Source organism: Aliirhizobium wenxiniae (assembly GCF_019511445.1).
GTDB lineage: Bacteria > Pseudomonadota > Alphaproteobacteria > Rhizobiales > Rhizobiaceae > Neorhizobium > Neorhizobium wenxiniae_A.
Genome location: NZ_JAEUAN010000008.1, coordinates 48876 through 65259 on the forward strand (window position 1 = coordinate 48876; position 16384 = coordinate 65259).

A 16384-nucleotide genomic window follows, 5' to 3' on the forward strand; every position below is an offset into this window, starting at 1 on the left:
ATAGGCTATCATGCCGAGAGAGCCGGCTTGGTCTTGCGGCGTGACCGGTACCAGATTAGGCTGGCCAGCAGGAGCGCAACCGCCGTAACACCCGCACCGATGCCGATACGCGCCATCTGGACCATGTTGGATTTTGGCCCGCCTTCGCGGATCACCTGAACATCTTCAGGCGTTACCGTCAGCTTATCGTTGCCATACTGCGCCAACAGATAGTTGGAAAGCGAGGCGACTTCGACATTGGTCAGCTGTACGACGGCATTCGTCTGGTCGCCGAAGGGCGGCATGAAGACATGCTCGTCTTCGGTATGACGATCGACGCCGTTGAGGATCGCCGAGATGACGTTGATCGAGTTGTCACCGGCCGTCGCGGCATTGTGGAACAGGCTCGGATAATAACCGTCCCTGGTGCCCTGGGCGTTATAACCGTGGCAGGAGGCGCAATTGGCTGCAAAGATCTGCGCACCGGCGTGATCGCCCTTCAGGCCGTCTGCATAGTCCTTGCCGCGGAAGGCAGCCATGTCGTTGCCGGGAGCGCCCTTGTCGAAGCGGGTTGCTCCGGTCGTCCCGGCGGCATTTGCAGATGGGACGCTGCGGACATAGGTGGCGATGGCGTTGAGATCCGCATCGGTCAGGTGCTGGAAGGAATAGCTGATGGCTTCCGCCATGCTGCCTGCCGCCTGCGCCTTGTTTTCCAGCTTGCCTGTCTTCAGGTAGGTGACGAGTTCTGCCTGCGTCCACGAGCCGATGCCATGCACCGGATCGTTGGTGATATCGGGCGCATACCAGGCGCCGATCTGGCCGCCGGTCAGGTTGAGGCTCTTCTGTTCCTGCATGAAGATGCCGCGTGGCGTGTGGCAGGTGCTGCAATGGGCAGCCCCTTCGGCGAGATATTTTCCGCGGTTCCACTCGGCAGACTGGCCTGGATCATCCTTGTGCACTTCGTTCGGACGGAACAGCATGTTCCAGCTCATCATCGAGGCGCGGAAGTTCATTGGGAAGGGAAGATTTGTCTCCGGCGACTTTTCATCCACTGGCTGAACGCCCTGCATGAAATAGGCGTAAAGCGCATGAATGTCCTCATCCGTCATGTTGGAATAGGACACATAAGGCATGGCGGGGTAGAGATTGGCGCCGTCGCCACGGATCCCCTTGCGCACCGCATCCGAAAACTGGGCTTCGGTATAATTGCCGATGCCGAATTCCTTCGAAGGGGTGATATTGGTCGACACGATAGTGCCGACCGGGGAGGCCATGGGCAGACCACCCGCCATCGGCTTGCCGCCCTCATGGTTGGTGTGACAGGCGACACAGTCGGAAGCGGTCGCGAGATAACGGCCCTTTTCGATCAGCTCCTTGGAAAATTCCTGGGCCGATGCCGTGATTGGTGCTGTGGCGGCAAGAACCAGCGGTGCCGCGAGGGCAAATGATTTTACGGTCTTCATGATCACGCACCCCGCATCTGGTCGACAATCGCATCGCCGGCCTTGATGGCGAGCGCGACCATGGTGATGGTGCTGTTGCCGCAAGCCGTCGACGCCATTGCGCCGCCGCCCGGGATGAACAGGTTTTCGTGGTCATGCGCACGGCAGTCCGCATCGACCACCGAGTTCGAGGCATCATTGCCCATGATCGTGCCGCCCATGATGTGCTTGCTCTGATTGAACTTCGGCGAGATCTTCACATCGGTCGCGCCCATGGCTTCCGCGATGCGCTTGCCGATCGGCAAGGAATAGACTTCGGCCGATTTGCGTGTGTATTCACCGACATCATAGTGGATATGCGGCTTCGGCAGGCCCAGCCAGTCTGTCTTGTCCGAAAGCGTCAGGCGGTTGTTCGGATCGGGCAACACCTCATGTGCGGCAACGATATCGGCCGTGCAGGCCGTCATGCGGCGGATTTCCTCGTCCAGCGCCTTTCCGACCAGGCCCTTCTTCAGCGCTGCGAAGGTGACGAAGCGGTTGCGGGCAAAATTGTTGTAGCGGAAATAGGCACCGGCATGTTCCGAACGGAAAGACCCTTGCGAGGTTTCCATAATGCCTGAATTGACGACAGGGCCGATGCCCGACCAGAAGGGCTCCTTGGTGGTGACCGTCAGCGTCAACTGCGGGTGGTCCATCATGTTGCGGCCGACCTGATCGGATGAATTTGCAACACCGTTCGGGTTGCGGTCATCCTTCGACATCAGAAGCAGTTTCGGGTTTTCCAGACCGTTGCAGGCGAGCACGAAGAGCTTGCCGTCGATGCGGTGAGTTTCCTTGTGCTGATCGTAGAAATGAACCGCCTCGATCTTGTTCTGGGCATTGGTCTCTACCTTGTAGACGACCGAATCGACGAGGATCGTTGCACCCTTCTTTTCGAGACGATGCAGCGCCGTCTCCGCGTCATACTTTGCTGCCACAGGACAGACCGGCACGCAGTTGTTGTTGGCGCAGCAGGCCGGGCGGCCGTCATAAGGCATGCCGCTATTGCGGGCCTGCGCCACCGGGATGTTGTTGTAGCCGAGTGTCCTGGCGATTTCGGTAAAACGCTCTTCGCCCGGAGAGAAGGGCAGATGCGGCATGGGATAAGGGGCTGAGCGTGCAACGCGCGGCCATTGCAGCGCCGGATCGGACGGGCCGCAGATGCCGAGCTTGTTTTCGGTCCGGACGTAATAGGGTTCCAGCGTGTCGTAGTCGAATGCCCAGTCGCGGCCGACGCCGTAAAGCGACTTCAGGCGCATGTCTTCCGGCGTCAGGCGCCAGGACGTACCCGCCCAGTGCCACGTCGAGCCGCCGGCGTAACGAATGAAGGTCTGTGCGTAGCTGTCGGGACCTGAAAGCTGCAGATAGGCCTCGTCGCCCTTCTCGTTGCCCATCGGATGCGGTGCCCAAGGGCGCGACGGATAGGCAACGGAGGTGTCGCCTTTGACGCCGAGCGGCGCGTTGCGCCAGTTCTCGACCACTTCGGCGCGGGAAACCCGCGGGCCCGCTTCGATCATGAGGACGGAATGGCCTGCATCGAGCAACTGTTCGGCGATCACGACGCCGACAACGCCCGTTCCGACGATGACGACGTCGGCACTAGTCTTGGTAACCATGGGGATAAGGCTTTTCTTCGGTGGGTTTCGTCAGAAGGTCGGCATCGGGGCCGAAAGCGGCAGGTTCGGCCTGGTCCACAGATTGGGGCCGGAAATGCCATAGGACGGGATGGTGAGGATATCGCTGGTGGTCTTGAAAGTCAGCGCTTCTTCATAGGTGAAGACGGTGGCATCGCGCTTGTCGGAGGAGGAGCCGCTATACCAGGCGGCGATCACCCAGAGCGCAAAGTCCTTCAATTCACCTTCTGGAATGTCGGCGAAGAAGTCCTCTACCTGCGTTGCCTTGTTCTTCTCGGCAATCGTGATGATTGCCTCAAGCATCTGCGGCAGGTTCTTGTATTGAGCCGTTGCACCCTCCGCTATCCGTGCTCCGACGGCCGGGCTGAGCTGGTGCTGGATCAACAGATTGGACAGCTTCATGAACTGGCCCTGCATGCCGGCATCGACAGCTGCGAGCGAGAGGGTGGGACAGAGAGAGGCGGCGATGCTGCCGGCGAACAAAGTTGCGCCGCCGAGCAGAATGCCACGGCGTGACATCATCAACGTTCCGTTGGGGTCTTTCGACTGTCTAGTCATCATTTTCCTGACCATGGGAGAAAGAGGCCGATGCCTCCGGGATAAACTGTTCGGCCTTGGAGGCGCGTTGCATGTGCGGAAAATGTATGGAAAATTTCCACGCAAACCTGTTCCCCGCGGCGCAAGGCGTGGGGATATCCGGGACAGGAACGAGACAACGAATCGCAGGCATGTAAAAACACAAAAGGCGCGAGTGGACGCAATGACGCTGTCGCGAGACAGCGCGGTCCTCCCCCGCACCGAAATTAGTTGGATAGCTGATTATCAGCTACGCCACCAATTGATATTTGTCAATCCGGCAAAAGGAGGCACACCGGCGTGATCGTTACCGCACATGAAATTCTGCATTCGCATGGCATTCTGCTTCGCCGCTGTCAGCAGGTGGCGCTTGCTATGTTCACGCAGGAGGCTGGTGATCTCGGTTTCAGCCCGACCCAGTATAGCGCGCTTGCCTTCGCCTATATCGAGCCCGGCATTCATCAGAACACAATGGGAGAGCGGATTGCACTGGACCGTTCATCCGTTACCAAATGCCTGGAGGGTCTGGAGAACCAGGGTTATGTGCGTCGGGAGGTCGATCCGAGCGATAAACGAGCACGCCTGATATTCATCACCCCGGAAGGCGAGGACATGCTGAAACAGGTCGCCGCCGCCGCACGCCGCGCTCGCAAGCGCTTCCACGCCGCCCTCGGCGAGGCAGAGTTCAGCCACCTCATGGATCAGCTCAGCGCATTCAGCCGCGTGTTTGATGAGCCTGAAGAGGCAAAATAACGGATAAGCTCATGCGCGCTGGGTGAGGCAGCGCGAAACGCTGTCCTGCCAGCCGATAATCGCCCCCTTCCGCTCGTCGTCAGCCATTTCCGGTTCAAAACGCTTGTCGCGTTTCCAGTGGGCCGAGAAGCCTTTCGCATCGGGCCAGACGCCGGCGCGGGAACCCGCAAGCCAGGCAGCGCCGAGCGCGGTCGTCTCCAGAAGTTCCGGCCGGTCGACCGGAGCGGCGAGAATGTCGGATAGGCGCTGCATCGTCCAGTTGGAGGCGACCATGCCGCCATCGACGCGAAGCACGGTCGTGGTGCCGTGGCCCGTCCAGTCCTTTTTCATTGCCTCCAGAAGATCATGTGTCTGGAAGGCGACGCTTTCGAGCGCCGCACGGGCAAACTCAGCCGGGCCGCTGCTGCGGGTAAGACCGAAGATCGCGCCTCGGGCATCCGCATCCCAGTAGGGTGCGCCCAGTCCGGTAAAGGCAGGCACCATATAAAGCCGCTGTCTCGGATCGGCCTGCCGCGCCAGCGCGCCGACTTCAGACGCTACCTTGATGAAACCAAGTTCGTCGCGCAGCCACTGCACGGCAGCACCTGCAATGAAGATAGAGCCTTCCAGCGCGTAGGTCGTGATGCCATCAAGGCGGTAGGCGATGGTGGTCAGCAGGCGGTTGGACGAGGCCACGCGGTCCGTGCCGGTGTTGAGGAGCGCGAAACAGCCGGTGCCATAGGTAGATTTCAGCATGCCGGGTTCGAAGCAGGCATTGCCGATGACGGCCGCCTGCTGATCCCCGGCCACACCTAGGATCGGTATTGCGACGCCGAAAAGGGATTTATCGGTAATGCCGAAATCGGCAGCGCAATCCTTGACCTCCGGCAGCATGGCTCGCGGAATGTCGAGGATGCCGAGCAATTCGTCGTCCCAATCGTTTTCGCCGATATTGTAGATCAGCGTGCGCGAGGCATTTGTGGCGTCGGTAACATGCGCCCTGCCGCCGGTAAGCTTGTAGATCAGCCAGCTATCGACCGTGCCAAAGCAGACCTCACCCTTTACTGCACGAGCCCGCAGGCCTTCGACCTTGTCGAGTAGCCAGGAGAGTTTCGTGCCGGAGAAATAGGGATCGAGCAACAGGCCGGTCTTTTCGGTGAAGGTGGCTTCGAGCCCCCTGCCCTTCAGGTCCTCGCAAAGTGCCGAAGTCCGTCGATCCTGCCAGACAATGGCCGCATGAAGCGGCTTTCCGGTTTCGCGATCCCAGACGACGACGGTTTCTCGCTGGTTGGTGATACCGATCGCGGCGATTTCGGCCGCAGAAATACCGGCCTTTTCGATCGCCGTGCGGGCCGTGGCAAGGACGCTTTGCCAAATCTCTTCAGGGTCATGTTCGACCCAGCCGGATGCGGGAAAGAACTGGGTGAATTCCTGTTGTCCAAAACCCTTGATAGCCATATCGGCATCGAAAACGATCGCCCTGCTCGATGTCGTTCCCTGGTCGATGGCAAGAATGTACCCACCCATAAATCCAAACTCCTCCGGATATTTCATAAAACCGGGGCGTCATGGCACGCCCCGGCTTTGTCTATATAGGCTTTTTACCGATTATTTTTGCCAGCTTTTCACCAGTTCGTCGTAGTTGACGGTGATCGGCTTTTCCTTCTCGTTCTCGATCTTCAGCTGCGGTGCGAGATTGCCCTTCGATACTGCATCCTTGTTCCAGTATTCGAGATCATGCTCCTCGGCGAGCTTCGGCCCCATCTCGCCCTGAACGCCGGCGCGTTCGAGGCGCTGCAGCACCTTCTCCTGCTCGGCGCAAAGCGAATCCATCGCTTCCTGCGCGGTCTTGGCGCCCGACGACGCGTCACCGATCGCCTGCCACCACAGCTGCGCCAGCTTCGGATAGTCAGGAATGTTGGTGCCGGTCGGCGACCACTGGACGCGTGCCGGTGAGCGGTAGAACTCGATCAGGCCGCCGAGGTTCGGCGCACGGTCCGTGAAGCTCTTGTGGTTGATCGAGCTATCGCGAATGAGCGTCAGGCCGACATGGCTCTTTTTCACGTCTACCGTCTTCGATACGACGAACTGTGCGTAAAGCCAGGCGGCCTTGGCGCGGTCGTCCGGTGTGGATTTCAGCAACGTCCAGGAGCCGACGTCCTGATAACCGAGCTTCATGCCTTCCTTCCAGTAGACGCCATGGGGCGACGGGGCAAAGCGCCATTTCGGCGTACCGTCATCGTTGACCACGGGCAGGCCCTTCTTGACGAAGTCGGCCGTAAACGCCGTGTAGGTGAACATCTGCTGGGCGACCTCACCCTGGCCCGGAACCGGGCCGGATTCGGAGAAGGTCATGCCATTGGCGGCGGCCGGCGCATAGGCCTTCATCCAGTCCAGATATTTCTGGATAGAATAGACAGCCGCCGGGCCGTTGGTGTCACCACCGCGGGCAACGCAGGAGCCGACCGGCTGAGATTTCTCGTTGACCTTGATACCCCATTCATCGACGGGCAGGCCGTTCGGCAGTCCCTTGTCGCCATTGCCGGCCATGGAAAGCCAGGCATCGGTGAAGCGCCAGCCGAGCGACGGGTCCTTCTTGCCATAGTCCATATGGCCGTAGACCTTCTTGCCGTTCACCTCGCGGCCGGTGAAGAATTCGGCGATATCCTCATAGGCCGACCAGTTGACCGGCACGCCGAGATCATAGCCGTATTTCGCCTTGAAATCGGCCTTGTTCTTTTCGTCGTTGAACCAGTCGTAACGGAACCAGTAGAGGTTGGCGAACTGCTGGTCGGGCAGCTGGTAAAGATCGCCGTCCGGCGCGGTGGTGAATTTCAGGCCGATGAAATCCTGAAGATCCAGGCCGGGGTTGGTGACATCCTTGCCCTCGTTCGCCATCCATTTGGTCAGCGAGCGGGCCTGCTGGTAGCGCCAATGGGTGCCGATCAGGTCGCTATCGTTGACATAGGCGTCATAGACGTTTTCGCCCGACTGCATCTGCGTCTGCAGTTTTTCCACGACATCGCCTTCGCCGATCAGGTCGTGCGTCAGCTTGATGCCGGTGATTTCGGAAAAGGCCTTGGCGAGAACTTTGGATTCATATTCGTGTGTGGTGATGGTTTCCGACACAACCTTGATATCCATGCCGGCAAAGGGTTTTGCCGCATCGATGAACCACTGCATTTCGGCTTCCTGCTCGGCGCGGGAAAGCGAAGACTGGTCGCCGATTTCCGCATCGAGGAATTTCTTGGCTGCGTCCATATCGGCATGGGCCGCGCCTGTCATTGCCAGCAGCATGACTGCCGTCGTCGTCATAAGATGCCGTCGCATATCTAGTCCTCCCGGTTGATGCGATTGCAGTTCACTTTAGTCCTGGCGGCTGGACCTCCTCCCGCCGCCGTATCGTCTTGGCCCTAGACGAAGCGGAATACGCCGATCGCGTAGACCACCGACAGGGCCAGAGCCCACCACAGGCTGGGGCCTCCAAGACCCAGCCATGCGAGATGAATGAAGGCGGAGCCGAGCAACGAGACGAACAGGCGGTCGCCCCGCGTCGTCTCGAACCGCAGGATGCCGACGCGCGGGCCACCGCCCGGAGAAAGATACTCCCACACGCCCATCGCCGCGATCAGCGCGAAAATGGTGATGAAAAAGATCGCCGTCGGCAGCGTCCAGGCCATCCATGAGAAGCTCATTTTTGCTCTCCTTCTCAAACGCGGCCGAGGGCAAAGCCCTTGGCGATGTAGTTGCGGACGAAATAGATGACGAGCGCACCCGGAATGATGGTCAGCACGCCGGCGGCAGCCAGCACGCCCCAGTCCATGCCGGAAGCGGAGACCGTGCGGGTCATGGTTGCCGCGATCGGCTTCGCATCCGTCGTCGTCAGCGTACGGGCGATCAAGAGCTCGACCCACGAGAACATGAAGCAGAAGAAGGCGGCGACGCCGATGCCCGATGCGATCAACGGCATGAAAATTTTGACGAAGAATCGCGGGAAGGAATAGCCGTCGATATAGGCGGTCTCGTCGATTTCCTTCGGCACGCCTGACATGAAACCTTCGAGGATCCAGACCGCCAGCGGCACGTTGAACAGGCAATGCGCGATGGCAACAGCGATATGCGTATCGATCAGGCCGAAGGCCGAATAAAGCTGGAAGAAGGGCAGCGCGAAAACGGCGGGTGGCGCCATGCGGTTGGTCAAGAGCCAGAAGAACAGGTGCTTGTCGCCCAAAAAACGGTAGCGAGAGAAAGCATAGGCCGCCGGCAGCGCCACAAGAACCGAGATCACCGTGTTCATCACCACATAGATGATCGAGTTAATATAGCCATTATACCAGGCCGGATCGGTGAAGATGACGATGTAGTTTCGAAGCGTCGGATTGGTCGGCCAGAGCGTCAGTTGGCCGAGGATCTCGCTGTTCGTCTTGAAGCTCATGTTGACGAGCCAGTAGATCGGCAAAAGCAGGAATATGATGTAGATCACCGGGATCAGGAAGCCGAAACGGGCGCCGCTGCTATTGTTGGTCATGGCGTTCTCCCCCTCACTTCTGCTCTGCATCGCTCTGCGTCATCACGGTGTAGAAGACCCATGACAGCAGAAGGATGATCAGGAAGTAGATGATCGACATGGCAGCAGCCGGCCCGAGATCGAACTGGCCGATCGCCATCTTGACGAGATCGATCGACAGGAATGTCGTCGAATTGCCCGGCCCGCCGCCGGTGACGACGAAGGGTTCTGTGTAGATCATGAAACTATCCATGAACCTGAGCAGCACCGCGATCAGCAGCACGCGCTTCATCTTCGGCAGCTGGATGTAGCGGAAGACGGACCAGCGTGAAGCGCCGTCGATGCGGGCCGCCTGGTAATAGGCATCAGGTATCGAAACCAGACCGGCGTAGCAGAGCAGCACGACGAGGCTCGTCCAGTGCCAGACATCCATGACGATAACGGTGGCCCATGCATGTGTCGGGTTCTGGGTATAGTTGTAGGATATGCCGAGCGAATTGAGGAAGTACCCCAGAAGCCCGATATCGACGCGGCCGAACACCTGCCAGATCGTGCCGACCACGTTCCACGGGATCAAAAGCGGCAGCGCCATCAGCACCAGGCAAACCGGCACGCCCAGCCCATGTTTCGGCATGTTGAGTGCGATCAGAATGCCGAGTGGCACTTCGATGGCAAGGATGACGGCGGAGAAGATCAGGTTGCGCCAGAGCGCATCCCAGAAGCGCGGCGAGGTGAGGATTTCGACAAACCAGTCGGTGCCCGCCCAAAAAAACTGATTGTTTCCGAACGTATCCTGCACCGAATAGTTCACCACCGTCATCAGCGGGATGACCGCGGAGAAGGCAACCAGCAGCAGGACCGGCAGAACCAGAAACCAGGCCTTGTTATTCCATGTCTTTTCCATGGTTCAAGCCTCCCGTCCCGCAGTCTCGTTCTTGACGCGCCAGCTATCGGCAAAGATGCCGATAGCCTGTTTCTCAAAGGCCACCTTCGGATCGGCCGGAATCTCGTCATCTTCCGACAACACGATCGAGATCGGCTGTCCGCAGAAAGAGGCGCGGACGATCTTTTGGCGGCCGATATCCTCGACCTTGTTGATGGTGACCGGCATGCCCTCACGGCCGAGTTTTATGAATTCCGGACGGATGCCGAGTTCTATACGGCCTTGGCCCTTCAGTGCCGGGGCAACGGAAAGCACGATACTCTGGTCACCCACGCGTGCGGTCGCACCATCGATAGCGGCCGGCATGATGTTCATGCCTGGCGAGCCGATGAAATAGCCGACAAACGTGTGGCTTGGCCGCTCGAAAAGTTCCGCCGGCGTGCCGATCTGGACGATCTGGCCGTCATGCATCACGACGACCTTGTCGGCGAAGGTCAGTGCCTCGGTCTGGTCGTGAGTGACATAGACCATGGTAAAGCGCGACTGCCGATGCAGGCGCTTCAATTGCGAGCGCAGCACCCATTTCATATGCGGGTCGATCACCGTCAGCGGCTCGTCGAACAGGATGGCGTTGACGTTTGCCCGCACCAGCCCGCGCCCGAGCGAGATCTTCTGTTTTTGGTCGGCCGTCAGCCTTTGTGCCCGGCGTTTTGCCATGCCAGCAAGATCGGTCATTTCGAGGATTTCGTTGACGCGCTTTTCGACCTCGGCTTCAGGCACCTTGCGGTTGCGCAAGGGGAAGGCGAGATTATCGAACACCGTCATCGTGTCGTAGACGACCGGAAACTGGAAGACCTGAGCGATATTGCGCTCTTCGGTCGAAAGCTGCGTCACGTCCTTGCCGTCGAACAGGATACGTCCGTCGGACGGCGTCAGAAGGCCGGAGATGATGTTGAGAAGCGTCGTCTTTCCACAACCGGATGGACCGAGCAGCGCATAGGCGCCGCCATCCTCCCATTCGTGATGCACTTCCTTCAGCGCGTAATCGCCGGCAGCCTTGGCTTTTTCGCTGTAAGCGTGGCGGATATGTTCAAGCGTGATGCGTGCCATCTCGTTCTCCTCATGCCGCCAGCGGCGTGGCGACGAGCGCCTTGCCGGTGGATTGGTTGAAGGCCATCAGGTGGCGGCTATCGAGATGCACCACGATCTCCCGGTCCTGTTCGATGTCGTGGATGCCGTGCGCCAGCATCACCCAGCGACGACCTGCGAAATCGAGATGGATAAAGCTTTCCGAGCCGGCGATTTCCGACACCAGCGTGCGGGCTTTCAGCGGTGTCGTGTGGCCATTGGCAGCATGCAGGAACAGGTGATGCGGCTGGAAGGCAAGTGTTACCGGACCATCCGCGATCGACGCCAGATGTGCCGGCACAGGGATGACTGGTTCGCCTTCGATGAGGAAGGCATGACCGGAACGCGTCAGTGCGATCGTATTCAGCGGCGGGTCGGCAAAAATCTCGGCGGTGACGAGATCGGCAGGTCGACGATAGACGTCCACTGTCCTGCCGAACTGCGTCACGGCTCCCTCATGCAAAGCCGCGGTATTGCCGCCGAGCAGCAACGCCTCGGATGGTTCGGTTGTCGCATAGACGAAGATCGCGCCGGAGGCGGCAAAGATTTTCGGCAGTTCCTCTCGCAATTCCTCGCGCAGCTTGTAATCGAGGTTGGCGAGCGGCTCGTCGAGCAGAACCAGATTGGCATTCTTGACGATGGCACGGGCGAGCGCCGTGCGCTGCTGCTGCCCTCCCGAAAGATTGAGCGGTGTGCGATCAAGGTAAGGTGTCAGCTTCAGAAGTTCGGCGGCCTTCTTCACTTCGCGGTCGATGGTGCCTGCATCCTTGCCCGCAATGCGCATCGGCGAAGCGATGTTTTCATACACGGAAAGCGCCGGATAATTGATGAACTGCTGGTAGACCATCGCGACATTGCGCTTCTGCACCGGCATGCCGGTCACGTCGGCGCCGTCGAAATGCACTGTGCCCTCGGTCGGCTTGTCCAGCCCGGCCATCAGCCGCATCAGCGACGTCTTGCCGGCAAGCGTCGGCCCGAGCAGGACGTTGAGCGTTCCCCGCTTTAATGTCAGGTCGGTCGGGCGGATATGATATTCGCCCGCCACCGTCTTCGACACGTTGCGCAATTCCAGCATATATACCTCGGGCCTCCCAACCCTCTGGCAACAGGCGGTTCTGTTCCAGGCCTCACGCGGCCCGGCGAACTCCCGCCATGTATTCCTCCAACCCTCGGGCCTCCTCGGCCGTCAGGAACAATCCCTGCTTGGTGCGGCGCCACAGCACATCCTCAGCCGTTTGCGCCCATTCCTTTTCGATAGACCAGCGGACTTCCGCCTCGTAAAGCGTGCCACCGAAATGCCGACCAAGCTCCTCGATAGACTTGGCGTCTCCCAGTATTGCCCCGGCATCGGTGCCATAGCATTTGACCAACCGTGATGCGTGGCGTTGGCTGATGAAAGGGTAGGCCGCCATCAGCCTGCGTTCCTCGTCCACGGCACCCGTGACCGGAAAATCGCCGCCCGGCAGATGGCTCTTGGCCGTCCACGGGCCGCCCTTCTCGCCAATCGCCTCGCCGATCTTTTCCAGCGCGTGTTCCGAGAGGCGACGATAGGTCGTCAGCTTGCCGCCGAACACGTTGAGCAGCGGCGCGCCATCGGCCTCGTCCACTTTCAGCACGTAATCGCGGGTCGCTTCCTGTGCCTTCGATGCACCGTCGTCATAGAGAGGACGAACGGCCGAATAGGTCCAGACAATGTCGCCCGTCGTTACCGGCTCCGAAAAGTATTCGCTTGCCGCCTTGCAAAGATATTCGATTTCCTCCGCGCTGATCTTAACGTCCTTCGGATCCCCTGGAAAATCACGATCCGTGGTGCCGATCAGGGTGAAATCCGCCTCGTAGGGAATGGCGAAAAAGATACGATTGTCCGGGTTCTGGAAGAAATAGGCACGCCTGTCTTCGAACTTCTTGCGCACGATGATGTGGCTGCCCTGAACGAGCCGGACATTGTGGACATTGTTGCGGCCGACCGCACCCGAAAGCACATGATCCACCCACGGCCCGCCGGCATTGACCAGCATTCGCGCGCGATGGCTGGTCGTCACGCCGGAGATCTCGTCTCGCACTTCGATCTGCCAAATGCCGCTTTCGCGCCGGGCTGAAACGACCCTGGCGCGGCTCATGATCGTCGCGCCTTTATTCGCCGCATCTCGGGCGTTCAGCACGACCATGCGGGCATCATCCACCCAGCCGTCTGAATATTCGAAGGCTTTGCCGAAGATGGGCTTGAGCGGCCTTCCGGCAGGGTCGGTCGTCAGATCCAGCGTCTTCGTCGCCGGAAGCAGCTTGCGACCGCCGAGATTGTCATAAAGGAAGAGGCCGAGCCGGATCAGCCAGGCGGGACGCACACCGCCCTTCTGGTAAGGCAATACGAATCGCAACGGCCAGATGACATGCGGCGCCATGGCCCACAGCACCTCGCGCTCCATCAGTGCCTCACGCACCAGACGGAATTCGTAATGCTCGAGATAGCGCAGTCCGCCATGGATCAGCTTGGTGGCGCCGGAAGACGTGCCGGAGGCGAAATCGTTCATTTCGGCAAGTGCCACAGAGTAACCCCGGCCCGCCGCGTCGCGCGCAATGCCGCATCCGTTGATGCCGCCGCCAATCACGAAGAGATCGAAAACCCTGTTATCCGACATCGCCCCACTCACTTTCGCATTGCACAATATTACGCAGTTGCGAAACTGATATAAGTCTAATGTGAAAGAAAAACGAATGTCAAATGAAGATTGACGGAAGGCAAGAATGAGGCCGGTTTAACCCGTTTCAACGAGGCGAACCTCGCTCTCGGCACAGATCTTTCGGATCTCCAGCGACGGACAACGGTCGGTGATGAACGTGTGCACCTGGCTGATATGGCCCATGCGGACGGGTGCGGTACGTTCGAATTTCGAGGCGTCGGAGACGAGAATGACGTGTCGCGCATTCGCAATGATCGCCTGCGCCACTTTTACCTCGCGAAAATCGAAATCGAGCAACGCCCCGTCGACGTCTATGGCTGAGACGCCGATCACGGCATAATCCACCTTGAACTGGCGGATGAAATCGACAGCCGCCTCGCCGACGATACCGCCATCCGAACCGCGTACAACACCACCGGCAATAATAACCTCTATCGAAGGAAAAACCCGTAATCTGTTGGCAACGTTGATATTATTGGTAATCACCATCAGCTCACGATGATCGACAAGCGCCTCGCCGACGGCTTCTGTCGTTGTGCCTATATTGATGAAAAGCGAGGAATTATCGGGGATTATCCCGGCTGCCGCCCGGCCGATTGCCTGCTTCTCCGACGCTGCCATCGAGCGGCGAGCCTCGTATTTGACATTCTCGTTGCCGCTCGGGAAGACCGCGCCGCCATGGATGCGGCTGAGAACTTTGCCATCACAAAGATCGTTCAGATCCTTGCGGATCGTCTGCGGCGTCACCTGGAAATGACTGGCGAGTTCATCGACCAGCACCTTGCCCTGCTCCTTGGCGATCGCCAGAATCTCTTCCTGCCGACTTGATAAGTGCATCGCCCCTCAACTTTCGTTTTTCTTCATTCTAGATGAAAACGAAATCGGTGGCAAACTGACCGGAGGTGCCGGCCGACCCTTCAGTCCAGCAACAGAAAGACGAAATTTCAGGGCAGGCGATAGCAGACGCGATGCAGAGCGAAGCCATGGCACAAGATTCGCGGCAAAGCGGCCCGACAGGTAAAGTTTTGTCGAATGTGACTGGAAACCTGAGGGCTACTACGCCAAAGTGCCAGACAGTGTTGTCATGATCAATCCAGATTATATAACGAATGCCGAACAGCTTGTGATGTTGGATCGAGCACGTTTGATGATGGAATAAAGATGTCTCAGTTTGTCCTGAATTTTGTAGATCTCGATCAATGGAGGCTTGCCGGTCACGGCGCCTCGCGAAATCTGTTCGAGAACAAAATGTACCCGGACATCCTCATCAAGACCATAAAGCCCTCCGCCCAGACTGAAGGAGGCAACCGCAAGGTGAAGTCCAGGTTCTTCTTCTTCAAGAAATGGCGGCGGTTCGGCGCCTATATGGTGTTCCGCCGGGAGCTGGAGGAATATCTCAATCTGGCACGCAAGTTCGCGGGCGAACGCAAGGACCTGCCCATTGCGAAGATTTTTGGGTTTGTCCAGACCAGCCAGGGCCTTGGTATGATTGTCGAAAGGGTGGCGTCTCGAGACGGATCGCTGGCGCCAACTCTCCGCAGGCTTATTCAGGAGCGCCGTTTCGAACAGAAACACTTGGATGCCCTTAACGAGTTTTTTCGTGAAGCAACCCGATTTCACATCGTCTTGATGGATTGCAATCTGGGCAATTTCGTCTGGAGCGACGCGCAGGACGGTAGTCCCAGGGTCATCTGTGTCGATGGCACAGGAGAGAAGTCGCCTGTCGGCCTCAACGCAATGAGCAACCTGTTCAATCGCATTAAGCTCCGGCGCTATCGCGCACGCTTGCATGCGCAAATCCGCGCTCAAGGGGAAACGGCCGGCATCAATGTGTCATCCTTGATCGGTATGAGTGTGTAACGGTTCTTCAGTTCAACGTCAGGAAACGCAGTTAAATGTACGCTTCTGGCAAAGGATCATTCGGATGAAAAGCGACAGAGATATCGCAGACGAAATACTCGCTCACGCGATAAACAATGATATCAAAAAGGCTAATGCGATGCTGGGGATGGCGCTTGAAGCCAAGCGCGCAACTTCATTTCGTACCCATTCGGCAAAATATCTGGTGACAATCTTCTGCCTGGCTGTCATCTGCCTCGGGATCGACGCCTTGGACGGCCATATCATCGATCATCTGTGATCGCCTGAAGGTGCTGTTTTCAAGACTAATCCGGCGATGCCATGAGTTGCGGACTGTCTTCTTTTACCGTCTGCATCACCACGTTTGTCGAAGTGCTCGCGACGAAGGGAAGGGTTGAAATCTTCTCGCCGAGAACGATTCTATATCGCCTGATATCTCTGGTACGGACCTTCAGCAGATAGTCGAAGCGCCCTGCGATCATATGGCAGCCTTCTATTTCCCTGATTTTTCGCGCCGCATCGTTGAAGCTTTTTAGCGCTTCCTCGCGGGTGTCACTGAGTTTCACCTCAACGAAGGCGATGTGATCGAGGCCGAGTTTTTGGGAACTGAGAATCGCCCTGAAGCCTTCGATATAGCCCTCGTCGATCAATCGGCGCAGGCGCAACTGGCAGGGCGTCTTAGAAAGACCGATCCGGCTGGCGAGCTCGGTGACCGATAATCGTCCATCGCCTGAGAGTTCCTGCATGATCTTCTTGTCGAACTGGTCCAATTCACTAGCCATGGCTCCCTGTGCCTTCTTTTCGATGCGGTATCCGGAAATCTTTAGGTAAAACGAATAGAATAGGCTCAAAAACTGGGCAACACGAAAATTCCGACAATGTTATCTTCCGCGACTTGTTGACACTCCTCCGACAACCGGGAA

The 16384-nt window shown here is 58.4% G+C and carries 16 protein-coding genes; 3 read left to right on the forward strand and 13 right to left on the reverse strand.

Annotated features, from left to right (window positions below; genetic code table 11):
* Positions 1 to 8: 8 nt before the first annotated feature.
* The 3 genes from JNB91_RS11725 to JNB91_RS11735 are packed head-to-tail and all read right to left on the reverse strand — an operon-like array spanning position 9 to position 3616.
* Positions 9 to 1442 (reverse strand): c-type cytochrome, encoded by a 1434-nt coding sequence (locus JNB91_RS11725; protein ID WP_220325697.1) that lies wholly within the window; start codon positions 1440 to 1442, stop codon positions 9 to 11.
* A 2-nt stretch (positions 1443 to 1444) separates the two neighbouring features.
* Positions 1445 to 3076, reverse strand: coding sequence for a GMC family oxidoreductase (locus JNB91_RS11730; RefSeq protein ID WP_220325698.1), 1632 nt, complete (start codon positions 3074 to 3076; stop codon positions 1445 to 1447).
* 30 nt (positions 3077 to 3106) lie between these two features.
* Positions 3107 to 3616 carry a sugar dehydrogenase complex small subunit gene (locus JNB91_RS11735; protein WP_220325699.1) on the reverse strand — a complete coding sequence of 170 codons (510 nt, stop codon included), beginning with the start codon at positions 3614 to 3616 and terminating at the stop codon, positions 3107 to 3109.
* A 354-nt stretch (positions 3617 to 3970) separates the two neighbouring features.
* Between JNB91_RS11735 and JNB91_RS11740 the strand changes: the two genes are divergently transcribed.
* Positions 3971 to 4423, forward strand: a complete 453-nt coding sequence (locus JNB91_RS11740; RefSeq protein ID WP_220325700.1) for a MarR family winged helix-turn-helix transcriptional regulator — start codon at positions 3971 to 3973, stop codon at positions 4421 to 4423.
* Positions 4424 to 4432: 9 nt separating this feature from the next.
* Here the strand turns inward: JNB91_RS11740 and glpK are convergent, their stop codons facing one another.
* The 9 genes from glpK to JNB91_RS11785 form a co-directional block, all read right to left on the reverse strand.
* Positions 4433 to 5929, reverse strand: coding sequence for a glycerol kinase GlpK (gene glpK / locus JNB91_RS11745; protein WP_220325701.1), 1497 nt, complete (start codon positions 5927 to 5929; stop codon positions 4433 to 4435).
* A gap of 81 nt (positions 5930 to 6010) precedes the next feature.
* Positions 6011 to 7732, reverse strand: coding sequence for an ABC transporter substrate-binding protein (locus JNB91_RS11750; RefSeq protein ID WP_220325702.1), 1722 nt, complete (start codon positions 7730 to 7732; stop codon positions 6011 to 6013).
* Positions 7733 to 7815: 83 nt separating this feature from the next.
* Positions 7816 to 8097, reverse strand: a complete 282-nt coding sequence (locus JNB91_RS11755; RefSeq protein WP_220325703.1) for a DUF2160 domain-containing protein — start codon at positions 8095 to 8097, stop codon at positions 7816 to 7818.
* 14 nt (positions 8098 to 8111) lie between these two features.
* Positions 8112 to 8930, reverse strand: a complete 819-nt coding sequence (locus JNB91_RS11760; RefSeq protein WP_220325704.1) for a carbohydrate ABC transporter permease — start codon at positions 8928 to 8930, stop codon at positions 8112 to 8114.
* A 13-nt stretch (positions 8931 to 8943) separates the two neighbouring features.
* Positions 8944 to 9813, reverse strand: a complete 870-nt coding sequence (locus JNB91_RS11765) for a carbohydrate ABC transporter permease (protein WP_220325705.1) — start codon at positions 9811 to 9813, stop codon at positions 8944 to 8946.
* A 3-nt stretch (positions 9814 to 9816) separates the two neighbouring features.
* Positions 9817 to 10902: an ABC transporter ATP-binding protein gene (locus JNB91_RS11770; RefSeq protein WP_220325706.1), complete on the reverse strand. Its 1086-nt coding sequence runs from the start codon at positions 10900 to 10902 to the stop codon at positions 9817 to 9819.
* Positions 10903 to 10912: 10 nt separating this feature from the next.
* On the reverse strand, positions 10913 to 11995 hold the full coding sequence (locus JNB91_RS11775) for an ABC transporter ATP-binding protein (RefSeq protein WP_220325707.1): 1083 nt from the start codon (positions 11993 to 11995) through the stop codon (positions 10913 to 10915).
* A gap of 52 nt (positions 11996 to 12047) precedes the next feature.
* A complete protein-coding gene (locus JNB91_RS11780) occupies positions 12048 to 13559 on the reverse strand; it encodes a glycerol-3-phosphate dehydrogenase (protein WP_220325708.1) in 1512 nt (503 codons plus the stop codon).
* 117 nt (positions 13560 to 13676) lie between these two features.
* Complete coding sequence (locus tag JNB91_RS11785) at positions 13677 to 14438, reverse strand: DeoR/GlpR family DNA-binding transcription regulator (protein WP_220325709.1); 762 nt, start codon at positions 14436 to 14438, stop codon at positions 13677 to 13679.
* A 324-nt stretch (positions 14439 to 14762) separates the two neighbouring features.
* Here JNB91_RS11785 and JNB91_RS11790 point away from each other — a divergent pair, with 324 nt between their 5' ends.
* Positions 14763 to 15461, forward strand: coding sequence for a YrbL family protein (locus tag JNB91_RS11790; RefSeq protein ID WP_220325710.1), 699 nt, complete (start codon positions 14763 to 14765; stop codon positions 15459 to 15461).
* 64 nt (positions 15462 to 15525) lie between these two features.
* Positions 15526 to 15741 (forward strand): hypothetical protein, encoded by a 216-nt coding sequence (locus JNB91_RS11795; RefSeq protein ID WP_220325711.1) that lies wholly within the window; start codon positions 15526 to 15528, stop codon positions 15739 to 15741.
* Between the two features lie 25 nt (positions 15742 to 15766).
* Here JNB91_RS11795 and JNB91_RS11800 read toward each other — a convergent pair whose 3' ends face one another.
* Positions 15767 to 16243 (reverse strand): Lrp/AsnC family transcriptional regulator, encoded by a 477-nt coding sequence (locus JNB91_RS11800; protein ID WP_220325712.1) that lies wholly within the window; start codon positions 16241 to 16243, stop codon positions 15767 to 15769.
* Positions 16244 to 16384: the final 141 nt, after the last annotated feature.